The 22459-nt window shown below is 73.9% G+C and carries 18 protein-coding genes; 15 read left to right on the top strand and 3 right to left on the bottom strand.

Annotated features, from left to right (window positions below; genetic code table 11):
- Positions 1–66 precede the first annotated feature (66 nt).
- The 7 genes from ACQP26_RS25130 (at position 67) to prfA (ending at position 11191) form a co-directional block, all read left to right on the top strand.
- Positions 67–888, top strand: coding sequence for a polysaccharide deacetylase family protein (locus ACQP26_RS25130; protein ID WP_433494165.1), 822 nt, complete (start codon positions 67–69; stop codon positions 886–888).
- Positions 889–897: 9 nt separating this feature from the next.
- Positions 898–2142, top strand: a complete 1245-nt coding sequence (locus tag ACQP26_RS25125) for an MFS transporter (RefSeq protein ID WP_433494164.1) — start codon at positions 898–900, stop codon at positions 2140–2142.
- 64 nt (positions 2143–2206) lie between these two features.
- Positions 2207–3109, top strand: a complete 903-nt coding sequence (thrB, locus tag ACQP26_RS25120) for a homoserine kinase (RefSeq protein ID WP_433494163.1) — start codon at positions 2207–2209, stop codon at positions 3107–3109.
- A gap of 337 nt (positions 3110–3446) precedes the next feature.
- A complete protein-coding gene (gene rho / locus ACQP26_RS25115; protein WP_433494162.1) occupies positions 3447–5534 on the top strand; it encodes a transcription termination factor Rho in 2088 nt (695 codons plus the stop codon).
- 144 nt (positions 5535–5678) lie between these two features.
- Entirely contained in the window at positions 5679–9128 is a 3450-nt protein-coding gene (locus ACQP26_RS25110; protein WP_433494161.1) for a phosphodiester glycosidase family protein, read from the top strand.
- A 661-nt stretch (positions 9129–9789) separates the two neighbouring features.
- Positions 9790–10014, top strand: coding sequence for a 50S ribosomal protein L31 (rpmE, locus tag ACQP26_RS25105; protein ID WP_013288272.1), 225 nt, complete (start codon positions 9790–9792; stop codon positions 10012–10014).
- 88 nt (positions 10015–10102) lie between these two features.
- Positions 10103–11191, top strand: coding sequence for a peptide chain release factor 1 (prfA, locus tag ACQP26_RS25100; RefSeq protein ID WP_194800575.1), 1089 nt, complete (start codon positions 10103–10105; stop codon positions 11189–11191).
- 67 nt (positions 11192–11258) lie between these two features.
- Here the strand turns inward: prfA and ACQP26_RS25095 are convergent, their stop codons facing one another.
- Entirely contained in the window at positions 11259–12812 is a 1554-nt protein-coding gene (locus tag ACQP26_RS25095) for a GGDEF domain-containing protein (RefSeq protein ID WP_269704349.1), read from the bottom strand.
- A 130-nt stretch (positions 12813–12942) separates the two neighbouring features.
- Here ACQP26_RS25095 and prmC point away from each other — a divergent pair, with 130 nt between their 5' ends.
- The 4 genes from prmC to ACQP26_RS25075 all read left to right on the top strand — a co-directional run bounded on the left by prmC (position 12943) and on the right by ACQP26_RS25075 (position 17314).
- Complete coding sequence (gene prmC / locus ACQP26_RS25090; protein ID WP_433496195.1) at positions 12943–13833, top strand: peptide chain release factor N(5)-glutamine methyltransferase; 891 nt, start codon at positions 12943–12945, stop codon at positions 13831–13833.
- Positions 13833–14477 carry an L-threonylcarbamoyladenylate synthase gene (locus ACQP26_RS25085; RefSeq protein WP_116511660.1) on the top strand — a complete coding sequence of 215 codons (645 nt, stop codon included), beginning with the start codon at positions 13833–13835 and terminating at the stop codon, positions 14475–14477. Before prmC ends, ACQP26_RS25085 begins: the two co-directional genes overlap by 1 nt.
- Complete coding sequence (locus ACQP26_RS25080) at positions 14478–15089, top strand: phosphotyrosine protein phosphatase (protein ID WP_269704351.1); 612 nt, start codon at positions 14478–14480, stop codon at positions 15087–15089. It abuts the gene before it with no gap.
- A 116-nt stretch (positions 15090–15205) separates the two neighbouring features.
- Positions 15206–17314, top strand: a complete 2109-nt coding sequence (locus ACQP26_RS25075) for a transglycosylase domain-containing protein (protein ID WP_433494160.1) — start codon at positions 15206–15208, stop codon at positions 17312–17314.
- 3 nt (positions 17315–17317) lie between these two features.
- Here ACQP26_RS25075 and ACQP26_RS25070 read toward each other — a convergent pair whose 3' ends face one another.
- Positions 17318–17944: a TetR/AcrR family transcriptional regulator gene (locus ACQP26_RS25070; RefSeq protein ID WP_269704353.1), complete on the bottom strand. Its 627-nt coding sequence runs from the start codon at positions 17942–17944 to the stop codon at positions 17318–17320.
- Positions 17945–18052: 108 nt separating this feature from the next.
- Here ACQP26_RS25070 and ACQP26_RS25065 point away from each other — a divergent pair, with 108 nt between their 5' ends.
- Entirely contained in the window at positions 18053–18835 is a 783-nt protein-coding gene (locus ACQP26_RS25065) for an SDR family NAD(P)-dependent oxidoreductase (RefSeq protein ID WP_269704355.1), read from the top strand.
- On the opposite strand, the gene ACQP26_RS25060 is transcribed toward ACQP26_RS25065, so the two are convergent.
- The gene (locus ACQP26_RS25060) at positions 18832–20298 is read right to left on the bottom strand and encodes an SDR family oxidoreductase (RefSeq protein WP_433494159.1); all 1467 of its coding nucleotides are present in this window, start codon (positions 20296–20298) and stop codon (positions 18832–18834) included. The genes ACQP26_RS25065 and ACQP26_RS25060 overlap by 4 nt on opposite strands.
- A gap of 35 nt (positions 20299–20333) precedes the next feature.
- On the opposite strand from ACQP26_RS25060, the gene glyA reads away from it, so the two are divergent.
- The 3 genes from glyA to ACQP26_RS25045 all read left to right on the top strand — a co-directional run bounded on the left by glyA (position 20334) and on the right by ACQP26_RS25045 (position 22435).
- Positions 20334–21620 carry a serine hydroxymethyltransferase gene (glyA, locus tag ACQP26_RS25055; protein WP_269704357.1) on the top strand — a complete coding sequence of 429 codons (1287 nt, stop codon included), beginning with the start codon at positions 20334–20336 and terminating at the stop codon, positions 21618–21620.
- Complete coding sequence (locus ACQP26_RS25050) at positions 21617–22054, top strand: hypothetical protein (protein WP_433494158.1); 438 nt, start codon at positions 21617–21619, stop codon at positions 22052–22054. The genes glyA and ACQP26_RS25050 overlap by 4 nt, the downstream gene beginning before the upstream one ends.
- 159 nt (positions 22055–22213) lie before the next feature.
- Positions 22214–22435: a hypothetical protein gene (locus ACQP26_RS25045; RefSeq protein ID WP_269704359.1), complete on the top strand. Its 222-nt coding sequence runs from the start codon at positions 22214–22216 to the stop codon at positions 22433–22435.
- Positions 22436–22459 lie beyond the last annotated feature (24 nt).

The following is a 22459-nucleotide window of genomic DNA, read 5'->3' as shown; positions in this document are numbered from 1 at the left end:
ACACACCAGAACCGCCCCGAACGGTACGCTCAGTGAGCTGCTGCCTACTTTCGGTTCGGAGGCGTGATGGCGGGGGGTGTGGGCCGGTGGGATCGGCGTACCGTGCTGCGCCGCTCCGCGCTGCTGCTCGGCGGGGCTGTGGCGGGCTCCGTCGCGACAGTCGGGAGCACCTGGGTGGCCGACCGCAGACTCCCCATCTCCGGCGGGCCGGCCAGCGCGACGCTCGGCAGCCGCCACCAGGACGTCGGCGCCGGCGGGGTGCAGGTCGTCTGGGGCGTACGCACCGAGGAACCCCTGGTGGCGCTCACCTTCGACGACGGTCCCCGTCCACAGTGGACCCCGATGGTGCTCGACACGCTCGCCGAGCACCGGGTGCCGGCCACCTTCTTCCTGGTCGGTGAGCGGGCCCGCGAACACGCCGCGCTGGTCCGGGGCCGGATGACCGCCCACGAGGTCGGCAACCACAGCTGGGCGCACCGCGACCTGGCCCGGATGGACGCCGCGACGGTCTACGACGACCTGCGCCGCAGCCACGACGCGATCACCGCGGCCACCGGTTCGGCGCCCCGGCTGCTCCGCCCGCCCTGGGGGCACCTGGGCGGCTCGGTGCTGTACGCGTCGGCCCGGCTGGGCTACCGCCTGGTGCTCTGGACGCTCCAGATGGTCGAGGGCGAGTTCCCGCGCGACCCGGCCGGGCACGCCCGGCGGATCGTCGCCGACGTGCGCCCCGGAACGATAGTGCTCGGCCACGACGTCGGCACCGGCCGCCGGCTCGTCGCGCTCCGCGGCCTGCCCGACATGATCAATGGGCTGCGGGCCCGGGGCTACACCTTCGTGACGGTCTCCGACCTGCTGCGCCGCGCTGCCGCCACCGGAGCGGCCGGATAGGGTGCCCGCGTGTCACCCACCCTCTCGGTCCTGGTCCGCAACCGCGACTTCCGTCATCTGTTCCTCGCCGAGCTGGTGGTCTTCGGCGCGGACTGGTTCGTCATGGTGCCGCTGCTGGTGCTGCTGCCCGACCTGACCGGCAGCGGCGTGTGGGGCGCGCTGGTGCTGGCGGTGGACACCGGCACGACCGCGTTGCTGCTGCCGTACGCCGGAACGATCGCCGACCGGTTCGACCGCCGCACGGTGATGATGGTGGCCAACGTGGGCGCGCTCGCGGGGGTACTGCTGCTGCTCGGCGTGCGCGGCGCCGGTACGGCATGGCTGGCGCTGGCGGCGATCGCGGTGGTGGCGGTGGCGAAGGCGTTCTACTCGCCGGCCGCCCAGGCCGCGCTGCCCAACGTGGTGGACCCGGAGGACCTGGCCGCCGGCAACGCGGTCGCCGGCTCGGCCTGGGGCACGATGACTGTGGTCGGCGCCTCGCTCGGCGGCATCCTGAGCGCCGTCGCCGGCCCGTACGCCAGCTTCTGGGTGGCCGCCGTCGGCCTGGTCGCCGCCGCGGGCCTGGCCGCGCTGATCCGCCGCCCGTTGCAGGCGCCGCGCGACCCGGCGGCGCCGGTGCCCCGCACCTGGGCGGCGATCCGGGAGGCGTTGCGCTACATCGCCCACCGCCCGCGCGTGCTGGCGCTGGTGACGGTCAAGTCGGCGGTCGGCCTGGGCAACGGCGTGCTGACCGTCTTCCCGCTCCTGGCCGGCGTGTACGGGGTCGGCGCGGTCGGCGCCGGACTGCTCTTCGCCGCCCGCGGCGCCGGGGCCCTGGTCGGCCCGATCATGATGCGCCGGGTGCTCAGCAACCGGGCCTGGCTGCTCACCGGCCTGGCGCTGTCCATGTCGACGTACGGCCTGGCCTACCTGGGCGCCTCGATGGTGACCTGGTTCCCGCTGGTGCTGGTCCTGGTGTTCCTGGCCCACCTGGGCGGCGGCAGCAACTGGGTGCTGTCCAACTACGCCCTGCAGGGCGAGGTGCCGGACCGCCTCCGCGGCCGGGTCTTCGCCACCGACATGATGCTGGCGACGCTCGCCATCGCGGTGAGCCAGCTGGTGGTGGCGCTCGTGGTGGACCGGGTGGACGAGCGCACCGTGCTGGCCGGCTGCGGCCTGGTCACCGTCGTGTACGCGATCGGCTGGCGGTTCGCCACCCGCCGGCTCTCGCTCACCGACCCGGTCGACACGCCGACCCCGGAGCGCACCGGCTGACACGCCGGTCCCACGCACCGGGCGGTCCGGCCGGGCTGTCGGTGCAACGTCCTAGCATGAGCCGGTGCCGACCACTTTCACCCCCGGCCCGGTGCGGGTCCGGGTGCCCGCGACCAGCGCCAACCTGGGTCCCGGCTTCGACGCGCTCGGGCTGGCCCTGGGCCGCCACGACGACGTCACGGCCGAGGTGACGGACGGCGGCGTACGGGTGTCGGTCACCGGCGAGGGCGCCGGGGAGCTGCCGTCGGACGAGCGGCACCTGATCGTCACCGCCATGCGGGCCACCTTCGACGCGCTCGGCGCGCAGCCGGCCGGCCTGGCGCTGGAGTGCGTCAACCGCATCCCGCAGGCCCGCGGGCTCGGCTCGTCGTCGGCGGCGATCGTGGCCGGGGTGCTGGCGGCCCGCGCGCTGGTTGCAGGCGGCGACCGGCGGATGGACGACGACGCCGCGCTGCGCCTGGCAGCCGAGCTGGAGGGGCATCCGGACAACGTCGCGCCCTGTCTGCTCGGCGGCTTCACCATCGCCTGGACGGAGCCGGGCGGCGCGCGGGCGGTCTCGCTGCCGGTGGCGCCGGCCGTGCGCCCGACCGTCTTCGTGCCCGCCGAGCGAGGCCTGACCTCGGTGGCCCGGGCGGCGCTGCCGGCCACCGTGCCGCACGCCGACGCGGCGCTCAACGCGGGCCGGGCGGCCCTGCTGGTGCACGCGCTGACCGCCGATCCCGCGCTGCTGCTGCCCGCCACCGTCGACCGACTGCACCAGGACCAGCGGGCCCCGGGGATGCCGGCCACGGCGGGGCTGGTCGGTGCGCTGCGCGAGGTGGGTGTGGCGGCTGTGGTCAGTGGGGCGGGTCCGACGGTGCTGGCGCTCTGCGAGGTCCCGGCGGAATTCGAGGTGGGAACAGATTGGCGCCGGTGGGAGTTGCCGATAGATGTCAGCGGTGCCCGGGTCATCCGGGGTAGACTTTGACACGCCGAGCGGGGCCCTGTTGCCGCAGGTCGGACGAGGCGATTACGCTCTAGACCTAGCACAGCCGCGAAGCATGCGATCTTCCTGCGGTTCGGCGCACCCCCGAAGCTCTCGGCGGTAGCCCGTCACCCCTGCTCAAGGCCCACGCCGCACCGCAGTTTCCACAGGTCGCCGCAGACGGCGAGACCTGCTCACCGATGGTGGTGAGTCGGGAAACCACCGGCTGCTGTGTCACAGACTCCCGCGACGCGTCCATGCGAGGCGGGTGCACCGAGGCCGCCCGGCCACCTGGTTCCACGACTCCGGGCAGTCCCGGCCTATCGAGGGAAGGAATCCATTGAGCGACACCACCGACGTGACGTCGGATGTTTCCAACGTCGCTGGCGATGCCACCACCGCCGCCCCCACGCGCCGCCGGCGGAGCGGCACCGGTCTGTCGGCGATGCTGCTGCCGGAGCTCCAGAGCCTGGCCGCGTCGCTCGGCATCTCTGGTACCGCTCGCATGCGCAAGGGCGAGCTGATCAGTGCCATCACCGAGCGGCAGCAGGGCGGCGCCGCGGCCGGAACCCCTCGACCGCGAGCCGAGGTAGCGGCCGCTGCTGCTCCCGCCCGTGAGGAGGTGCACGCGGAGGTCCGTGAGGAGCGGGCCGAGGCGCGCCCCGCCGAGCAGGCGCCGGCCGCGGAGGCGACCGAGGGCCGTACCCGTGGTCGCCGCACCCGGGCCGCCGCCGCGACCACCGAGGCGCGACCGGCCGAGGCGCCGGCGGCCGAGGCGCGGCCGGCCGAGTCGGCGCGCGTCGAGGCGGCGCCCGCCGAGACCGGCGAGCGGGCCGAGCGTGGCGGTGACCGGGCCGAGCGCGGCGAGCGCACCGAGGGCCGGGGCCGTGAGCGGACCGACCGTGGCGAGCGCGGCGGCGAGCGGGCCGACCGTGGCGGCGAGCGGGCCGAGCGCGGTGAGCGCAACGACCGTGGTGACCGTGCCGAGCGTGGCGAGCGGGCCGAGCGTGGCGACCGCAACGAGCGGGGCGAGCGCGCCGAGCGCAACGACCGCAACGAGCGCGGTGACCGGAACGGCGACCGCAACGAGCGCGGTGACCGGAACGGCGACCGCAACGACCGGGGTGACCGCAACGACCGTGGTCAGCGCGCCGAGCGGGACAACGACGGCGACGACGACGGCGAGGGCGGCGGCCGGCGGGGCCGGCGCAGCCGGTTCCGGGACCGCCGTCGCGGCCGTGGCGAGCGGGGCGAGGGCGACAGCGGTGGCGGCCGCGAGCCGCAGGTCGGCGAGGACGACGTGCTCGTCCCGGTCGCCGGCATCATCGACGTGCTCGACAACTACGCCTTCGTCCGGACCACCGGCTACCTGGCCGGTCCGAACGACGTGTACGTCTCGATGTCCCAGATCAAGAAGTACGGCCTGCGCCGCGGTGACGCGATCACCGGCGCCGTGCGGGCCGCGCGGGACGGCGAGCAGCGGCGCGACAAGTACAACCCGCTGGTCCGGCTGGACACCATCAACGGGATGGAGCCGGACGAGGCGAAGCGCCGGCCGGAGTTCTACAAGCTCACGCCGCTCTACCCGCAGGAGCGCCTGCGGCTGGAGACCGAGCCGCACATCCTCACCACCCGGGTGATCGACCTGGTCATGCCGATCGGCAAGGGCCAGCGGGCGCTCATCGTGTCGCCGCCGAAGGCCGGCAAGACGATGGTGCTGCAGGCGATCGCGAACGCGATCACCCGCAACAACCCGGAGTGCCACCTGATGGTGGTGCTGGTCGACGAGCGGCCCGAAGAGGTCACCGACATGCAGCGATCGGTGAAGGGCGAGGTCATCGCGGCCACGTTCGACCGTCCGCCGCAGGACCACACCACTGTCGCGGAGCTGGCGATCGAGCGGGCGAAGCGCCTGGTCGAGCTGGGCCACGACGTGGTCGTGCTGCTCGACTCGGTGACCCGGCTCGGGCGGTCGTACAACCTGGCGGCGCCGGCCAGCGGCCGGATCATGTCGGGTGGTATCGACTCCACCGCGCTCTACCCGCCCAAGCGCTTCCTCGGCGCGGCGCGCAACATTGAGAACGGCGGCTCGCTGACCATTCTCGCCACCGCGCTGGTGGAGACCGGTTCCATGGCGGACACGGTCATCTTCGAGGAGTTCAAGGGCACGGGTAACGCCGAGCTGAAGCTGGACCGGAAGATCGCCGACAAGCGGGTCTTCCCGGCGATCGACATCAACCCCTCCGGCACCCGCAAGGAGGAGGTCCTGCTCGCGCCGGAGGAGCTGGCGATCATCCACAAGCTCCGCAAGGTGCTGCACTCGCTGGACTCGCAGGCGGCGCTCGACCTCCTGCTGGACCGGCTCAAGCAGTCCCGCACCAACATCGAGTTCCTGATGCAGATCGCGAAGTCCACGCCGGGCGAGTGACCTGACGGATCCGACGAGCGAGGGGCACGGCCGAACGCGGCCGTGCCCCTCGTCGCCTCCGTGGCACCGTCCATCGTGAAGTTTTTCTACGGTTCAGCCGCCAGGTATTGAAACTTCTGTTCATCGTCGGGTTGACTGTCGTCCATGCGAACCCGCAGTCGACCCGCCCGCCTCGCCGGCGTCCTGCTGCTGACGCCGTTGCTGACACTCACCGCGCCGGCGCCGTCCGCCGCCACTGCCGCGCCACCGGCCGTCGCGCCGCCGGGCGCCACCGCCGCCGAGGACGCGCCACGCGCCTCGTCCCGTCCCGACTCGGCCGTCGCGCTGGCCGGTGTGGAACCGGCCGGCGGCCTGGAGACCGCCAAGACCACCCGGCCGGTCGCGCCCGGCCTCGACCTGACCTCCTTCGACAGGTACGACGCGGCCGGCTGGCTGCGCGCCGACGCCCTCACCGCCGACCTGGCCGGCGGGCTCACTGTCGACTACGTGAACTCCGGTGAGGTCACCAAGGACGAGCCGCTGCGCGCCGCGGTGGACCGCTCCCGTGCCGTCGCGGCGGTGAACGGCGACTTCTTCGACATCAACAACTCCGGTGCCGCCCAGGGCGTCGGCATCCGCTCCGGCGAACTGGTGCAGTCGCCCGTCGCCGGGCACCCCAACGCGGTCGGCATCAGCGCCCAGGGCATCGGGCGGGTCGTCGAGGTCGGCTTCGAGGGCACCGCGACGCTGCCCGCCGGGCCGGTGCCGCTCACCCAGTTCAACAACCTGGTGCAGCGCGACGGCATGGGCGTGTTCACGCCGCTCTGGGGGTCGTACACCCGCACGCGGGCGGTGGAGGGCGCGGCCCGGACGGTCGAGGTGACGGTGACCGGCGGCCGGGTGGCGAGCGTCGCCACCACGGCGGGCGAGGGGCCGATCCCGGCCGGCAGCACCGTGCTGCTCGGCCGCGAGACCGGCGCCGACGCGCTCGCCGCGCTGCGTCCCGGCGACGCGGTGGACCTGACCTGGCGGCCACGGGCCTCCGACGGAGGCGACCTGCGTGCCGCCGTGGGCGGCGGCAACGTGCTGGTCCGCGACGGCGTGGTGCAGAGCATCGCCGACGCGTCGCTGGCCCCGCGTACCGCCGTCGGCTTCTCCGCCGACGGCCGGAAGATGATCATGCTGACGGTGGACGGGCGGCAGGTGGACAGCCGGGGCGTCACCCAGACCGAGATGGGCCGCATGATGGCCGAGCTGGGCGCCGCGAACGCGCTCAACCTCGACGGCGGCGGCTCCTCCACGCTGCTCGCCCGGGAGCCGGGCGCGGCCACGGTCCAGGTGGAGAACAGCCCGTCCGACGGCAGCGAGCGGCCGGTGCCGAACGGGCTGGCCGTCTACGCCCCGAAGGGCAGCGGCCGGCTCACCGGCTACTGGCTCGAGACCGCCAGCGACCCGACCGCCGCACCCGGTGTCGCGCCGGTACGCGGCGGCCGGCCGGACCGGGTCTTCCCGGGCCTCACCCGCCGGCTCACCGCCGCCGGATACGACGAGACGTACGGCCCGGCCGCGGGCGATCCGCGCTGGCACGCCACCCACGGCCGGGTGGACGGCGACGGCGTGTTCCGGGCCGCCGTCCCCGGTCGCAGCACCGTCACCGCCGCGCGCGGCCGGGCCCGGGGCACGATCGAGCTGACGGTGCTCGGCCCGCTGCAGCGCATCGACGGCACCGTCGACCGGGTCGGCCTGGACCGGGCCGGTGCCAGCGGCCTGTTCGGCGTCGTCGGCTACGACGCCGAGGGCAACACCGCGCCGATCGAGCCGGCCGACCTGACGCTGGAGTACGACAGCGACCTGCTCTCGGTCACCCCCACCGCCGACGGCAACCTGGCCGTCACGGCGCTCGCCGCGACCGGCTCGGCGCTGATCACCGCGCGGGTCGGCAACCGGAGCACGGTCCTGCCGGTGACCGTCGGGCTCACCGACGTGCCGGTGGCCGGGTTCGACGACGCCGCGTCCTGGAAGTTCAGCCAGGCCCGCGCCGCCGGGGCGGTCGCACCGGCCGAGGGGCACACCGGCGGCGGGCTGCGGATGTCGTACGACTTCAGCCAGTCCACCGGCACCCGGGCCGCGTACGCCGACCCGCCCGCCTGGATCGACGTACCGGGCCAGCCGCAGGCGTTCGGCATGTGGATCAAGGCGAACGGCACCGGCGAGTGGCCCAGCCTGCACCTGCACGACGCGCAGGACACTCAGTTCGTGCTGCGCGGCCCGTACCTGGACTGGACCGGCTGGAAGTACGTCGAGTTCGCCGTACCGCCGGGGGTGCAGTACCCGGTGCGGGTGCGCCGGTTCTACGTGGCCGAGACCGACCCGGCGAAGCAGTACCGCAGCGAGGTGGTGATCGACGACCTGGTGGCCCGGGTACCGCCGGACGTGCAGGCGCCGCCGGAGCCGAACCGCACCGACCGGGTGGTGCTGCGCGACGGCACTGTGGACGGCGCGCCGTGGCGCTTCGCGGTGCTCTCCGACGCCCAGTTCGTCGCCGCCGACCCGGACAGCGACCTGGTCGCCCAGGCCCGCCGTACGCTGCGCGAGGTCCGCGCCGCCCGGCCGGACTTCCTGATCATCAACGGCGACTTCGTGGACACCGCCTACCCGGCGGACTTCGCGCTGGCCAAGCGCCTCCTGGACGAGGAACTGGGCGGCGAGGTGCCGTACCACTACGTGCCGGGTAACCACGAGATCATGGGCGCCCCGATCGACAACTTCCGGAGCGTCTTCGGGGACACCTCGCGCGTCTTCGACCACCGGGGCACCCGGTTCCTCACGCTCAGCACCGCCACCGGGTCGTTGCGCGGCGGCGGGTTCGACCAGGTGGAGCTGCTGCGCCGGACGCTCGACCAGGCGGCCGCCGACCGCTCGGTCGGCTCGGTGGCGGTGTTCTTCCACCACCCGCCGCGCGACCCGAGCCCGGCCAAGGCCAGCCAGCTCGGCGATCGCAAGGAGGCGGCACTGGTCGAGCAGTGGCTGGCCGACTTCCAGCACCGCACCGGCAAGGGCGCCCTGATGGTGAACGGCCACGTCGGCACGTTCCACGCCGACCGGGTGGACGGCGTGCCGTACGTGATCAACGGCAACTCGGGCAAGGGCCCGTCCACCCCGGCGGCGCTCGGCGGGTTCACCGGCTGGACCGAGTTCGGGGTGGACCCGGTGACGCCGGGGGAGGCCGAGCGGGCCCGCCGCGACCCGCTGGCCGAAGGGCCGACGTGGGTGAGCGCGGAGATGCACGCGCACACCGACCGGCTCGCGCTGGCCGCGCCCGCGCAGGTGCGCCGGGGAGCGCCGGTGGACGTCACGGCCACCCTCACGCAGCCCGGCGGCCGGCAGGTGCCGGTGGCCGTGCCGGTCAGCGCCGACTGGGCCGGTTCGCCAAACCTGCACGTCGGGGGCGCCACGGGGGTACGTCCGTGGCACGCCGCCTGGTTCGACCCGGCCACGGGCAAGCTCACCGCGTTGCGCCCCGGCGCGCAGATCCTGCTCACGGTGACCGTGAACGGCGTCAAGGCCGAGGCGACGGTGACCACGGCCGCGGCGGTCCTCGCTCCGGCGGCCTGATCCGGGACCGGGGCTCCTCATCCTGGGGGAGGAGCCCCGGCCCACCTCAGCTGGCTCGTTCGCGTCAGCAGGCCCGTCCGCCTCAGCCCGGCTCCCCGCCCGAGTGGAGCGCCATGGGTGTCAAAACGGCCCGATGGCACCCACTGCGTTCCACTCGCCCACGAATCTGCGCGCGCCCTACGCCCAGTCTGATTGACCATGAAGTTAGCCCGGGACAAAGCGGGCAGAAAGTGCCGCCAACCTCATGATCGCCGGAGCCGGAGCCGGAGCCGGAGCCGGAGCCGGAGCCGGAGCCGGAGCCGCGGCCACGGCCCGGGCCGGAGGCCGGCCGAGCCGAGCGTGAGCCGAGCCAGCTCTAGCCTCCAGCCCCAGCGCCAGGGCCAGCCCAGCGCCAGGGCCAGCCCCAGGGCCAGGGCCCGGCGGGGCTGGGGCCGGGAGCGAGGGCCGAAGGCGGGGGTGGGCGGGAGGAGTGGGTGGGGTGGCTGTGGGAATGCGGAGGGGTGGGCCGGCGTTGGGGGTGGCGGACCTCCTGTGCCGGGTGGAAGACGCCCGTGGCAGACTGGTCAATCGGCCACCGGTTCCGGTTCACGCCCGAGCCCGTCGTGACGACGGGGCGCACCGACGGCGACCCGGCGACCACCGACGAAAGGACCGAGGCGACATGAAGCCCAACATCCACCCGGAGTACGTGACCACCGAGGTCCGCTGCTCCTGCGGCAACACCTTCACGACCCGCAGCACCGCCAAGGGCGGCGCCATCAGCGTCGAGACCTGCAGCGCCTGCCACCCGTTCTACACCGGTAAGCAGCGCGTGCTGGACACCGCCGGCCGGGTCGCGAAGTTCCAGCAGAAGTACGCCAAGGTTCAGGCCAAGAAGGCCAAGTAGCTCCGTCGACGACGCCCGTGTCCGGCTCCTGCCGGACACGGGCGTTCGTCCGTTTGTGCCGGTTCCATTCCCAAGGAGCATCCGCAGCATGAGCAGTGAGCGCCTGGCCGCCCTCCTCGACGAGTACGCCGAGCTGGAGCGGCGGCTGGCCGACCCGGCCATCCACGCCGACCAGGGCACCGCCCGGCGGGTCGGCCGTCGGTACGCCGAGCTGGTCCCGCTGCACAAGGCCGCCGGTGAGCTGGAGCAGGCCCGCGCCGACCTGGCCGCGGCCCGTGAGCTGGCTGCCGAGGACCCGACGTTCGGCGCCGAGGCGGACGCCATCGCGGCCTCGCTGCCGGCGCTGGAGGAGCGGCTCGCGGAACTGCTCATCCCGCGCGATCCGCACGACGCCAAGGACGTGATCGTCGAGATCAAGGCCGGCGAGGGCGGCGAGGAGTCCGCACTGTTCGCCGGTGACCTGCTGCGGATGTACACCAGGTACGCCGAGCGGCACGGCTGGGCCACCGAGGTGATCGACGCGCAGGACTCCGACCTGGGCGGCGTCAAGGACGTCTCGCTGGCGATCAAGAGCAAGGGCGTACCGGAGGGCGGCAACGGCGTCTGGTCCCGGCTCAAGTGGGAGGGCGGCGTGCACCGGGTGCAGCGCGTCCCGGTCACCGAGTCGCAGGGCCGCATCCACACCAGCGCCGCCGGTGTGCTGGTGCTGCCCGAGGCGGAGGACGTCGACGTCACCATCGACCCGAACGAGCTGCGTATCGACGTGTTCCGCTCGTCCGGCCCCGGTGGGCAGTCGGTGAACACCACCGACTCGGCGGTCCGGATCACCCACGTACCGACCGGCATCGTGGTCTCCTGCCAGAACGAGAAGTCGCAGCTGCAGAACCGGGAGCAGGCCATGCGCATCCTGCGCGCCCGGCTGCTCGCCGCCGCCCAGGAGCAGGCGGACGCGGCGGCCTCGGACGCCCGCAAGGCGCAGGTCCGCACCGTGGACCGGTCCGAGCGGATCCGCACCTACAACTTCCCGCAGAACCGGATCACCGACCACCGCATCGGCTACACCGCGTACAACCTGGACCTGGCGCTGGCCGGCGAGCTGGACGGGGTGCTCGACGCGCTGACCGAGGCGGACCGTGCGGCCCGGCTGGCCGGCGAGACGGAGCTGTCCCGCCGCTGACCGCTGGGGTGTTAACAGGGGGCCCTTCCTCTACCGGAGGCGTTAACAGGGGGCCCTTCCTTACCGCTCAGCTCGCCCGCAACCGCGCCTTGGCCCGCAGCATCTCCCGGTCGGCCAGCTCGAACGCGGTGCCGAGCGCCTCCCGGACGCTCACCGTGGTGCTGCCGTCGACCTCGGCGAAGCCGATCGTCACCCCGACCGGCGTGCCGGGGACCAGGGACTCCCAGTCCTCGGTGCGGACGGCCGCCTCGATCCGGCGGGCCACCTCGACCGCCTCCGGCATGCCGGTGTCGGGCAGCACCACGACGAACTCGTCGCCGCCGTAGCGGGCCACGAAGTCACCTCGTCGCATCACCCGGTTGATCACGCCGGCCACCCGTTGCAGCACCAGGTCGCCGGAGTGGTGGCCGTGGCGGGTGTTCACCGCCTTAAACCCGTCGAGGTCGCAGACGCCGATCACGACCCGTTCGCCCCGGGACACCACGGCGCCCAGGTAGCGCTCCAGCCGGCGCCGGTTCGGCAGGCCGGTGAGCGGGTCGGTGAGTGCCTCGCCCTCGTACCGGGCGGCCTCACGGCGCATCTCCTCGTGGTCGATCCGGGCGGCGATGCCGTCGATGTAGACGTCCCGCAGCCGGTCGCTGCGCCGTGCCGCCAGCCGGAACGCGTGCCGGTCGGCCCGGTGCGCGCCCGCGTGGTCACCGGCCCGGGCCAGCGCGACGCTGCGCAGCCGGGGCGGCTCGGCGGCGCCGAGCGTCTCGTCGGAGACGCGCAGCGAGTCCAGCCGGGTGACCGCCTCGATCGGGCGCCCGGCGGCCACCGCCAGGCAGACCTGGCCGAGCTGGCGCAGGTCGCGGGCGCGGGCGCTGTCACCGCCGTGGCCGAGCAGCCGGTTCGGGTCGGCGTCTCCGGCGGACTCCACCCGGTCGCCCAGCGCGGCCCGGCGGGCGGCGGCGTAGCCGTACGCGGCCAGGCTGCTCGGGCGCAGGTTGCCGGCGCGCCCGCCGCGCAGGAACCGGGCCAGGTCACCGGCGACGTCGCGCAGCACCCGCAGGCAGCCGTCGCTGTCGCCGTTGTGGTCGAGCGCCACCGCGTTGCGCAGCCGGATGCCGGGCGCGGCGAACGTCTCCTCGGGGATGCCGACGCTGAGCCCGACCTCGCGGGCGCGCTCGATCGCGCCCAGCGCGTGACCGTGGAAGCTCAGGTACGAGTACGCCATCGCCAGGTCGTGCCAGCCCCAGGCGGTGTCCCGGTCGGGGTCGTCGTCGGCGCCGAGCGCGCGGGCGGCCCGGACCAGGTGCATCACGCAGCGGTCCAGCGCGCCCTGGTGGTGGGCGGCGAGCGCGGCCAGCGCGTTGAGGTGCCCGTGCAGGTAGGGCTCGGCCAGGTCGCGGACGGCGGCGGAGGCGTCCTCGACGGCCCTGGTGAACTCGGCGGTCCGGCCGAGGTTGATCAGCGCGGACAGGCGCTGCACGAGCGCATCGGCGCGGGCGTACGGGTCGTCTGTGGTGCGGATGACGCGGTCGAGCAGGGCGCACGCCTCGGCGGACCGGCTGGCCTCCTGGAGGGACCGAGCGCGGCGGAGAGCGTCAACCTGGTCCTCGACCTGGTCGAGCCAGCCCACTCGCGACCTCCCTGCGGTGTGCGCCCGGACGCACCCGCTCGTGAGGTGAGCCGCGACGCCTCATGATTATTGCGTGACCGCACTCCCGCAACACCCGTCCGAAGGGACAGAACGCGAACGCCCCTCGCTGGTGATCAACCGGGTGGCGCGCTCGCTCGCGGCGGCGGGCGTCGAGGCGCCCCGCGCCGAGGCCGAGCAACTCGCCGCGTACGTCCTCCAGGTGCCGCGGGGCCGCCTGGCGCTCGCCGACGGCTTCACCCCGGCGCAGCGTGACCGCCTGGACGCGCTCGTCGGCCGGCGGGTGACCCGGGAGCCGTTGCAGCACCTGATCGGCTCGGCCGGATTCCGGCACCTGGAGCTGGCCGTCGGGCCGGGCGTGTTCGTGCCCCGGCCGGAGACGGAGCTGCTGGCCGGCTGGGGGATCGAGCGGGCGAGGGAGCACGCCGCGCCGCTCGTGGTCGACCTGTGCAGCGGGTCGGGCGCGATCGCCCTGGCGGTGGCGCAGGAGGTGCCCGCGGCCCGGGTGGTCGCGGTGGAGCGGTCCCCGGCGGCGCTGGCGTGGCTGCGGCGCAACGCGGCCGGCCGGGCCGACGCCGGGGACCGGCCGGTCGAGGTGGTGGCCGCCGACGTGACCGATCCGGAGCTGCTGGCCGACCTGGCCGGGCGGGTCGACGTGCTGCTGTGCAACCCGCCGTACGTGCCGAGGTCGGTGACGGTGCCGCCGGAGGTGGCCGGGCACGACCCGGATGAGGCGGTGTTCGGCGGCGCGGACGGACTCGACGTGATCCGGCCGGTGATCGGCCGGGCCGCCGTGCTGCTGCGCCCGGGTGGTGCGATCGGCATCGAGCACGACGACACCCATGCGGCGGCGGTGCCCGGGCTGCTGCGCGGCGACGGCCGCTACGACCGGGTCGAGGAGCACCGGGACCTCGCCGGGCGGCCCCGCTGGGCGAGCGCGTCCCGGCGGGCGGACGGCACCCACGCCGACCCGGCCCCGGCGTGGCAGACTGACTCCTCGTGATGCTCTACGACTGTCGGTCGCCCGCCGACCGGGACCGCGGCATCGCCGCTGCCATCGAGGCGGTCAAGAACGGGGAACTCGTCGTCCTGCCGACCGACACGGTCTACGGCATCGGGGCGGACGCCTTCACCCCGTACGCGGTGAAGGCCCTGGCGGACACCAAGGGTGGCGCCCGGCAGGCGCCGCCGGTGCTCATCGGTTCCCGGCATACGCTCGACGGCCTGGTCTTCTCGCTGCCCGGCGCGGCTCGCGACCTGGTCGAGGCGTTCTGGCCCGGTGCGCTGACCATCGTGGTGGAGCACTCGCCGAGCCTGGCGTGGGACCTGGGCGACAGCAGCGGCACGGTGGCGGTGCGGATGCCGCTGCACCCGGTCGCGCTGGAGGTGCTGCGGGAGACCGGCCCGATGGCCGTCGCCTCGGCCAACAAGGTCGGTCAGCCCGCCGCGCTCACCGCCGAGGAGGCGCGCGACCAGCTCGGCTACGGCGTCCGGGCCTACCTGGAGGCCGGGCCGGCGGTGGACCCGGTGCCGAGCACCATCGTCGACCTGACCGGCGAGGTGCCGCGGGTGCTGCGCGAGGGCGCGGTGACGCTGGCGAAGCTGCGCGAGGTCGTGCCGGACATCCTCGACGAGCGGGGGGTCTGAGTGCCGCCCTTCACCGTTCTGCACGTCTGCATGGGCAACATCTGCCGGTCGCCGATGGCCGAGCGGCTGCTGCTGCTCGCGGTCCGGGAGCGGCTGGCCCGCCTCGACGTCGACCCGGCCGGGTCGGACGCGCTCGTGCACAGCCACAGCGCCGGCACCGGCGGCTGGCACGCGGGGGAGGAGATGAACCCGCCCGCCGCCCGGCAGGTGATCTCGCGCGGCGGTGACACCGAGGGGTTCGCCGCCCGCCGGCTGCGCTCCGACCTGATCGACGCCGCCGACCTGGTGCTCACCGCGACCGCCGACCAGCAGGAGTACGTGGTGGCGCTGCGGCCGGACGCCGCCGCGCGCACGTTCGTGCTGGGTGAGTTCGGCCGCCTGCTCGGCGGGCTGGACCGGTCCGCCCTGCCGCCGGCGGAGCCGACGCCGGACGCCGTGTACGCGCGCGGCGTCGCCCTGGTGGCGGCCGCCGACGCGGCCCGGCAGAACGCCTCCGCGCTGCCCACGGACGATCTGGACGACCCGTGGGGGCGGGGCGACCAGTGCTTCAGCCGGGTCGCCGACGAGATCGAGGAGACGGTGCAGCCGCTGGCTGCCGTCCTGCTCCCCTGATCGCGGTTCATCCTTCCTCGCGAACTTCCTGCGCATTTCGCGGAAGATGGCGGCGAAAGCGGCCAATCCGGTCATTCTGAACGGGTCCGTACGGCCGGCTCCTGCGGGGAGAGCTGATGAACCGGGCCTATCTCGACAAGCTGTTCACCGTTGTGCTCGCCGGCGTGCTCGCCGGACTGGCCCTGGCCGCCGCCGCGCTGCCGGCCGCGCTGGTCTTCGGGCTGGGCGTGAAGAACCTGATGCCGTACACCGCGTTGCCGGAGGCGCTCAAGACGCCGCAGCCGGCGCAGCGCTCCAACCTGTACGCCAACGACGGGCGGACGCTGATCACCTCGTTCTACGTCGAGGACCGGGTGGACGTGCCGGTCGCCGAGGTGGCGCCGGTGATGCGCGACGCCATCGTGGCCGCCGAGGACGTGCGCTTCTACGAGCACCACGGCGTCGACGTGCGCGGCGTGGCGCGGGCGTTCACCGCCAACCGCCGGGAGGGCACCCGCCAGGGCGCCTCCACGCTGACCATGCAGTACGTGCGCAACGCGCTCGCCGGTGACCCCCGGCTGACCGAGGAGCAGCGCGCCGCCGCCACCGAGATCACCGTCGGGCGCAAGATCCGCGAGATGCGGTACGCGCTGACGCTGGAACGGCAGGTCGGCAAGGACGAGATTCTCGGGCGCTACCTGAACATCGCGTACTTCGGCGCCGGGGCGTACGGCATCGCCGCCGCCAGCAAGCGCTACTTCTCCACCACACCGGACCGGCTCACGCTGGCCCAGGCCGCGTTGCTGGCCGGGCTGGTCCGGTCCCCGGCCGACGACCCGATCAACGGCGACGCCGACGCGGCGGTGCAACGGCGGGCGTACGTGCTGGACCGGATGGTGGAGACCGGCCGGGTGAACGCGGCCGATGCCGAGGCGGCGAAGGCGACGGAGCTGGCCCTCAAGCCCAACACCACGCCGAACGACTGCGCGGCGGTGCCCGCCGACCACAACGACTGGGGCTTCTTCTGCGACTGGTTCACCCAGTGGTGGAACGCACAGCCGGCGTTCGGCGAGAACGTGGACGAGCGGCAGCGGACGCTGCGCCGGGGCGGCTGGAAGATCGTGTCCTCGCTCGACCCGGACGTGCAGGCCAAGGCGAGCGAGCAGGTGCGGGAGATCTACCCGGAGACGATCGCGCGGGCCGCGCCGACGGCCGTGGTGCAGCCGGGCACCGGCCGGGTGCTGGCGATGGCGGTGAACCGCACCTACGGCACGGCCGCCAACCCGGCCGGGCAGCAGAACTTCCCGAACACCGTCAACCAGCTGGTGGCCGGCGGTGGCGGCATCACCGGCTACCAGGCGGGCTCGACGTTCAAGCTGTTCGCGCTGCTGGCCGCGCTGGAGTCCGGGCTGCCACTGGACACCGAGTTCGACGCGCCGCGCGTCTACGTGACGCAGTACCCGGTCGGCGCCGGTCCGGCGAGCTGCGGCGGCCGGTGGTGCCCGGAGAACGCCAACACCTACTGGATGGACGGCGACCGGGACATGTGGGACGCGTTCGGCCGGTCGGTGAACACGTACTTCGCATGGCTGACCGAGCGCGTCGGCGCGGACCGGGTGGTCGAGATGGCGCAGCGGCTGGGCATCGTGTTCCGGGCCCCGGCGGACGCCCGGATGGCGCGCGAGGGCGCCAGGAGCTGGGGACCGTTCACGCTCGGGGTCTCCGCCACCACGCCGCTGGACCTGGCCGGCGCGTACGCCGCGGTGGCCGCCGAGGGCACCTGGTGCCGGCCCACGCCGGTCACCTCGATCACCGACCCGGCCGGCCGGACGGTGGCCGCCGGCAACACCGACTGCCGGCAGGTGCTCGACACCGAGGTCGCCCGCGCGGCGGCGGACGCCAGCCGCTGCCCGGTCGGCGACCAGTCGATGTACCGGCGCTGCGACGGCGGCACCGCCGAGGAGCTGGCCCCGGGTCTGCGCCGGCCGGTGGCGGGCAAGACCGGCAGCTCGGAGCGGAACGCCACCGAGACGGTCGTCGCGTTCACCCCGCAGCTGTCGGTGGCGACGATCGCGGCGAATCCTGACGACCCCCGGGACGCGGTCGGCGGCGGGGTGCAGAAACGGCAGATCGCCGCCGTGGGCCGCATCCTGGCGTGGTCGCTGCGCGACGAGCCGGTACGCGACTTCGTGCCCCCGGGCCAGGCGGTGGCCTTCCAGCACACCAGCCCTCGCACCGGCAACTGAGCGTCAGCTCGTCGACCTGCCGTACCGCGCGACCATGGTTCGGACGGCTTCGTCGACGACCGCTGTCGTGCGGTCCGGGGTGACCGTCCAGTCCGGAAGGACCAGGCGCGGCCAGAGCAGGTAGTTGGAGATCATCCCGAGGAAATGCGTGGCGGCCAGCTCCGGGTCGGCGATGTCCGCGCCTCCCGCCTCGTGCTCGGCCACGAGGTAGGTCCGGACGGACTCGAAGTACGGCAGTTTGCCCTGCGCGAAATGCGCTCTGGCCAGTTCGGGAAAGCGGGGCAGTTCGGCGATCACGATGCGGAACAGGTCGGTCATCTCCGGCCGGCTCAACAGCGTCGCGTAGTGCCGCCCGAGAACCGTCAAGCCGGCCGTCAGGTCACCGGCGGGCGGCACGTCGGCGACGTCGTGGCGGGCCCACGAGTTGATGACGATGGCGTCGAACAGTGCCGCCTTCGTCGGGAACTGCTTGAACAGCGTCGCCTTCGACACGCCGGCGTCGGCGGCGACACGCGCCAGTGACGCCCGGTCGTAGCCCAACTCCAGGAAGAGCTCGGTGGCGGCCTGCACGATCAGCGCGCGCTTCTCCTCCGCCACGCGCTGGTGATAGGCCGACGGCGCTGGGGTCATGCGGCAATCATAGCGAGGTGAGTGGGTTGACTCACCACTCGCGGCGGCGTAACTTCGGAATGGTGAGTCAATCGACTCATCACCCGTCCCACCCTTCCGGAGGATCCGATGTCCCGCTTCGCCCAGCAGACCGTTCTCGTCACCGGCGGCACCGGTGGGCAGGGGGCCAGCCACGTCCGCGCCCTGCACGCCGAAGGCGCCAACGTCGTCATCGGTGCCATCGACGCCGAACGTGGCGCCGACCTCGCCGCCGAACTGGGACCCCGGGCACGATTCGTCCGCCTGGACGTCTCCCGGGAGGAGTCGTGGGCCGCCGCCGTCGCGGAGACCGAGACGGCATTCGGTGCGCTCACGACCCTGGTCAACAACGCCGGGGTGCAGAACCCGCCGGCCCTGATCGAGTCCACCGACCGGGCCACGTGGGCTCGCATCCTCGACGTCAACCTCACCGGCACGTTCCTCGGCATCAAGGCGGCCGCCCCGGCGCTGCGGCGCGCGGGGGGAGGAACGATCGTCAACATCGGCTCCACCATGGGCTTGGGTGGTACCGCCTTCTACGCGCCCTACGTCGCCGGCAAGTGGGCCGTTCGAGGGCTCACCCGGACCGCCGCCCTCGAACTGGGCCGCGACAACATCCGCGTCAACGCGATCCACCCCGGCGTGGTCGAGACTCCGTTCATCACCGAGCCGGCGGCCGGCAGCGACGCCCCGATCGCCGACTTCTACTCGCCCGAGCCGTTCGCCGTCCCGCGACTCGGGCAGCCCGCCGACATCACCGCGCTGCTGATGTTCCTCGTGTCGCCGGAGGCGGCCTTCATCACCGGCGCCGAGTACGTCATCGACGGCGGGCTGCTCCTCGGCCCCGCACTGCCCAGCGGCTCTCCGGCCTAACCGGCCGGGTGTTCGGCGCCCCGGGCGATGTTGCGGGCCATGCCGCCGAAGACGACAGCGTGGAACGGGGCCACCGAGGCCCAGTAGAGGTGGCCGGGCAGGCCGCGCGGGAGGAACACGGCACGCTGGACGTATCTGCTGCGCCCGTCGCCGTCCGGCTCGGCGCGCATCTCCAGCCAGGCCCGCCCGGGCAGCCGCATCTCCGCGCGCAGCCGCAGCAGCTCACCCGGGATGATCTCCTCGACCCGCCAGAAGTCCAGCGCCTCACCGACCTGCAGCCGGTGCGGGTCGCGCCGGCCCCGCCGTAGCCCGACGCCGCCGATCAGGCGGTCCATCCAGCCGCGCACCGACCAGGCGAGCGGGAACGAGTACCAGCCGTTCTCGCCGCCGACGCCCTCGATGACCCGCCACAGCGCCGCCGGTGGCGCGTCCACCGCCCGCTCCCGAAGATCCGTGTACGCGGTGCCGCCGGACCAGCGCGGGTCCGACGGCAGCGGCTCGGCGGGCGCGTCCGGCCCGCTCGCGTTCGACCAGCGCGTCTCCACCTGCGCGTCGCGCACCTTCGACAGCGCCAGCGCGACCGCCTGGTCGAAGCCGGTCAGCCCGTCCGGCGGGTCCGGCACGTACCGGGCGATGTCGTGCTCGTGCGCCACCGCCTCGTGCACCAGGCTCTCCACCAGCGGCCGGGCGATCGCGTTCGGCACCGGCGTGATCAGGCCGACCCAGTGCGAGGAGAGCGACGGGGTGAGCGGGCGGACCGGCAGGATGACCCGGGGCCGCAGCCCGGCCACCCGGGCGTAGCGCTGCATCATCTCGGTGAAGGTCAGCACGTCCGGGCCGCCGATGTCGAAGGCCCGGTTGACGTCGGCCGGGAGGTGCGCGCAGCCGACCAGGTAGCGCAGCACGTCCCGGACCGCGATCGGCTGGATCCGGTTGCGTACCCAGCGCGGGGTGACCATCGCCGGGAGCCGCTCGGTCAGGTAGCGCAGCATCTCGAACGAGGCCGAGCCGGACCCGATGATCACGGCGGCGCGCAGCACCGCTGTGGGCACGCCGCTGTCCAGCAGGATCCGCGCGACCTCCGCCCGGGAGCGCAGGTGCGCCGAGGGCAGGCCGTCGCGCTCCGCCGGCTCCGGCCCGCCGAGATACACGATCCGGCGTACGCCCGCGGCGCGCGCCGCCTCGGCGAAGTTCGTCGCCGCCTCCCGGTCGGCCGCCTCGAACCCGCGCTGGCCCAGCGAGTGGACCAGGTAGTACGCGACCTCGATGCCCTCGAACACGGCCGGCAGCGTCTCCGGCCGGCGCAGGTCGCCCTCGACGACCTCCGCGTCGGCCGCCCACGGCACGTCCCGCAGCCGCCGGGCGGTACGGGCCAGGCAGCGTACGGTGTGCCCCTCGGCCAGCAGACGGGGCGCGAGGCGTCCGCCGATGTAGCCGGTCGCACCGGTGACGAGGCATCTCACGGCCTCCAGTGTGCGGCTCCGTAGACTCCTTCGCTGTGGAGAACGCGAGGGATACCTTCTGGGGGCCGGACTTCCAGCAGCTCAGTGCCGTCGACCCGGAGATCGCCGAGGTGGTGCTGGGTGAGCTGGACCGGCTGCGCGGCGGCCTGCAGCTGATCGCCAGCGAGAACCTGACCTCGCCCGCGGTGCTGGCCGCGCTGGGTTCCACGCTCACCAACAAGTACGCCGAGGGCTACCCGGGCCGGCGCTACTACGGCGGCTGCGCCGAGGTGGACCGGGCCGAGGAGCTGGCCGTCTCCCGGGCGAAGGACCTGTTCGGCGCCGAGCACGCGAACGTCCAGCCGCACTCCGGGGCGAGCGCCAACCTGGCCGCGTACGCCGCCCTGGTGCAGCCGGGTGACACGGTGCTGGCCATGGACCTGCCGCACGGCGGGCACCTGACCCACGGCAGCCGGGTGAACTTCTCCGGCAAGTGGTTCCACCCGGTCGGCTACACCGTCCGGCGGGACACCGGGACGATCGACTACGACGAGGTACGCGACCTGGCCCGCGCGCACCGGCCGAAGATGATCATCTGCGGTGCGACCGCGTACCCGCGCCTGATCGACTTCGCCCGCTTCCGGGAGATCGCCGACGAGGTCGACGCGTACCTGATGGTGGACGCCGCTCACTTCATCGGCCTGGTGGCCGGCGGCGCGATCCCGTCCCCGGTGCCGTACGCCGACGTGGTCACCGCGACCACCCACAAGGTGCTGCGCGGCCCGCGCGGCGGCATGATTCTCTGCCGGGAGCCGCTGGCGGCCCGGATCGACAAGGCGGTCTTCCCGTTCACCCAGGGTGGCCCGCTGATGCACGCCGTCGCGGCCAAGGCGGTCGCGCTGCGCGAGGCCGCGCAGCCGGAGTTCCGCACGTACGCCGCCCAGGTGGTCGCCAACGCCCGCGCGCTCGCCGACGGGCTGGCCGCGGAGGGGCTGCCGCCGGTCTCCGGCGGCACCGACACCCACCTGGCCCTGCTCGACCTGCGGGAGACCGGCGTGACCGGCGCCGAGGCCGAGGCCCGCTGCGACGCCGCCGGCATCACGCTGAACAAGAACGCGATCCCGTACGACCCGCAGCCCCCGATGGTGGCCTCCGGCATCCGCGTGGGTACGCCGAGCGTGACCACCCAGGGCATGCGCGAGGGGGAGATGCGCCGGATCGCGGGGCTGATCGGGCGCGCGGTACGCACCGATCCGGCCGCTCCCGGTGGCGCCGACGCGCTGGCCGAGGTGGCCCGCGAGGTCACCGAGCTGGTCGCCGCCTTCCCGGCGTACCCCCGATGACGGCGCCACGGGCGGGTGAGCCCGGCGCGATCCGGTCCCGGCTGAACCACCTGCGCCTACCGTTGCTGGCGTGCGCGGCCCTCGCGGTGGCAGGGGTGCCGGCTGCGGCGCTGCTGCGCGGCCCGACCGGGGCGGCTGGATTCGCGGCCGGGGTGGCGCTGGTGATCGTCAGCTACCTGATCTCCAGCCTCTCGGTGGCCTGGGCGGACGCCATCCACCCACGGATGATCATGTCGGTCGGGCTGGTCACCTACGCCACCAAGATCGTGATCCTGGGCGTGGTGATGGCCGCCGTGGCGGCCACCGGCTGGCCCGGTCTGCCGGACATGGGCGTGGCGATCATCGCGGCCGTGGTGGCGTGGACCGCCGCCCACCTGACCTGGGCGATGAGATCACCGCTGCCCACATTCGAGCGTCGCGACGACATCGAGTGACTTTGCGGAATCGTGTCCGGTACGGCGGGTGCCCTGACGGGCGCGACAGGAGTAACGTGGCGCCAGGTTGACGCGCCCGCAGTACGGCCCGCACGCTGCCCGCAGTGTGGGGGGTGCCGCACATCCCCGCGCGCCCCTGCTGATATTGTTCGCCACGTCATGGCCGATGACCCCCACTCCCACAAGTCCGACGAGCACTCGTCGGAGGGTGTGGCAGGCGCCGTCGTGGGTTACCTGCTCGCCGGCATTCTGGTGTGGGGTGGCCTCGGCTGGTTGGCGGAACGCTTCTTCGGTCTGCCAGCCGGCATCGGGGTCGCCGTCGGCATGATGCTCGGCGCGGCCGGGGCGATCTACCTGATCATGAAGAGGCTCAGTGCCTGAGTTCCGGCACACGCGGGTCTGTTG

Source organism: Micromonospora sp. CA-248089 (assembly GCF_050948515.1).
Taxonomy (GTDB): Bacteria; Actinomycetota; Actinomycetes; order Mycobacteriales; family Micromonosporaceae; genus Micromonospora.
The sequence above is the reverse complement of the archived record's forward strand: the minus strand, read 5'-3'. Positions and strand labels throughout refer to the sequence as shown.

What these genes read in the sequence shown, in the direction of transcription:
- ACQP26_RS25130 (WP_433494165.1), top strand. Translation starts at nt 67, where the DNA reads ATGGCGGGGGGTGTGGGCCGGTGGGATCGGCGTACCGTGCTGCGCCGC.
- ACQP26_RS25110 (WP_433494161.1), top strand. Translation starts at nt 5,679, where the DNA reads ATGCGAACCCGCAGTCGACCCGCCCGCCTCGCCGGCGTCCTGCTGCTG.
- rpmE (WP_013288272.1), top strand. Translation starts at nt 9,790, where the DNA reads ATGAAGCCCAACATCCACCCGGAGTACGTGACCACCGAGGTCCGCTGC.
- prfA (WP_194800575.1), top strand. Translation starts at nt 10,103, where the DNA reads ATGAGCAGTGAGCGCCTGGCCGCCCTCCTCGACGAGTACGCCGAGCTG.
- ACQP26_RS25085 (WP_116511660.1), top strand. Translation starts at nt 13,833, where the DNA reads ATGCTCTACGACTGTCGGTCGCCCGCCGACCGGGACCGCGGCATCGCC.
- ACQP26_RS25075 (WP_433494160.1), top strand. Translation starts at nt 15,206, where the DNA reads ATGAACCGGGCCTATCTCGACAAGCTGTTCACCGTTGTGCTCGCCGGC.
- ACQP26_RS25070 (WP_269704353.1), bottom strand. Translation starts at nt 17,944, where the DNA reads ATGACCCCAGCGCCGTCGGCCTATCACCAGCGCGTGGCGGAGGAGAAG.
- ACQP26_RS25065 (WP_269704355.1), top strand. Translation starts at nt 18,053, where the DNA reads ATGTCCCGCTTCGCCCAGCAGACCGTTCTCGTCACCGGCGGCACCGGT.
- ACQP26_RS25050 (WP_433494158.1), top strand. Translation starts at nt 21,617, where the DNA reads ATGACGGCGCCACGGGCGGGTGAGCCCGGCGCGATCCGGTCCCGGCTG.
- ACQP26_RS25045 (WP_269704359.1), top strand. Translation starts at nt 22,214, where the DNA reads ATGGCCGATGACCCCCACTCCCACAAGTCCGACGAGCACTCGTCGGAG.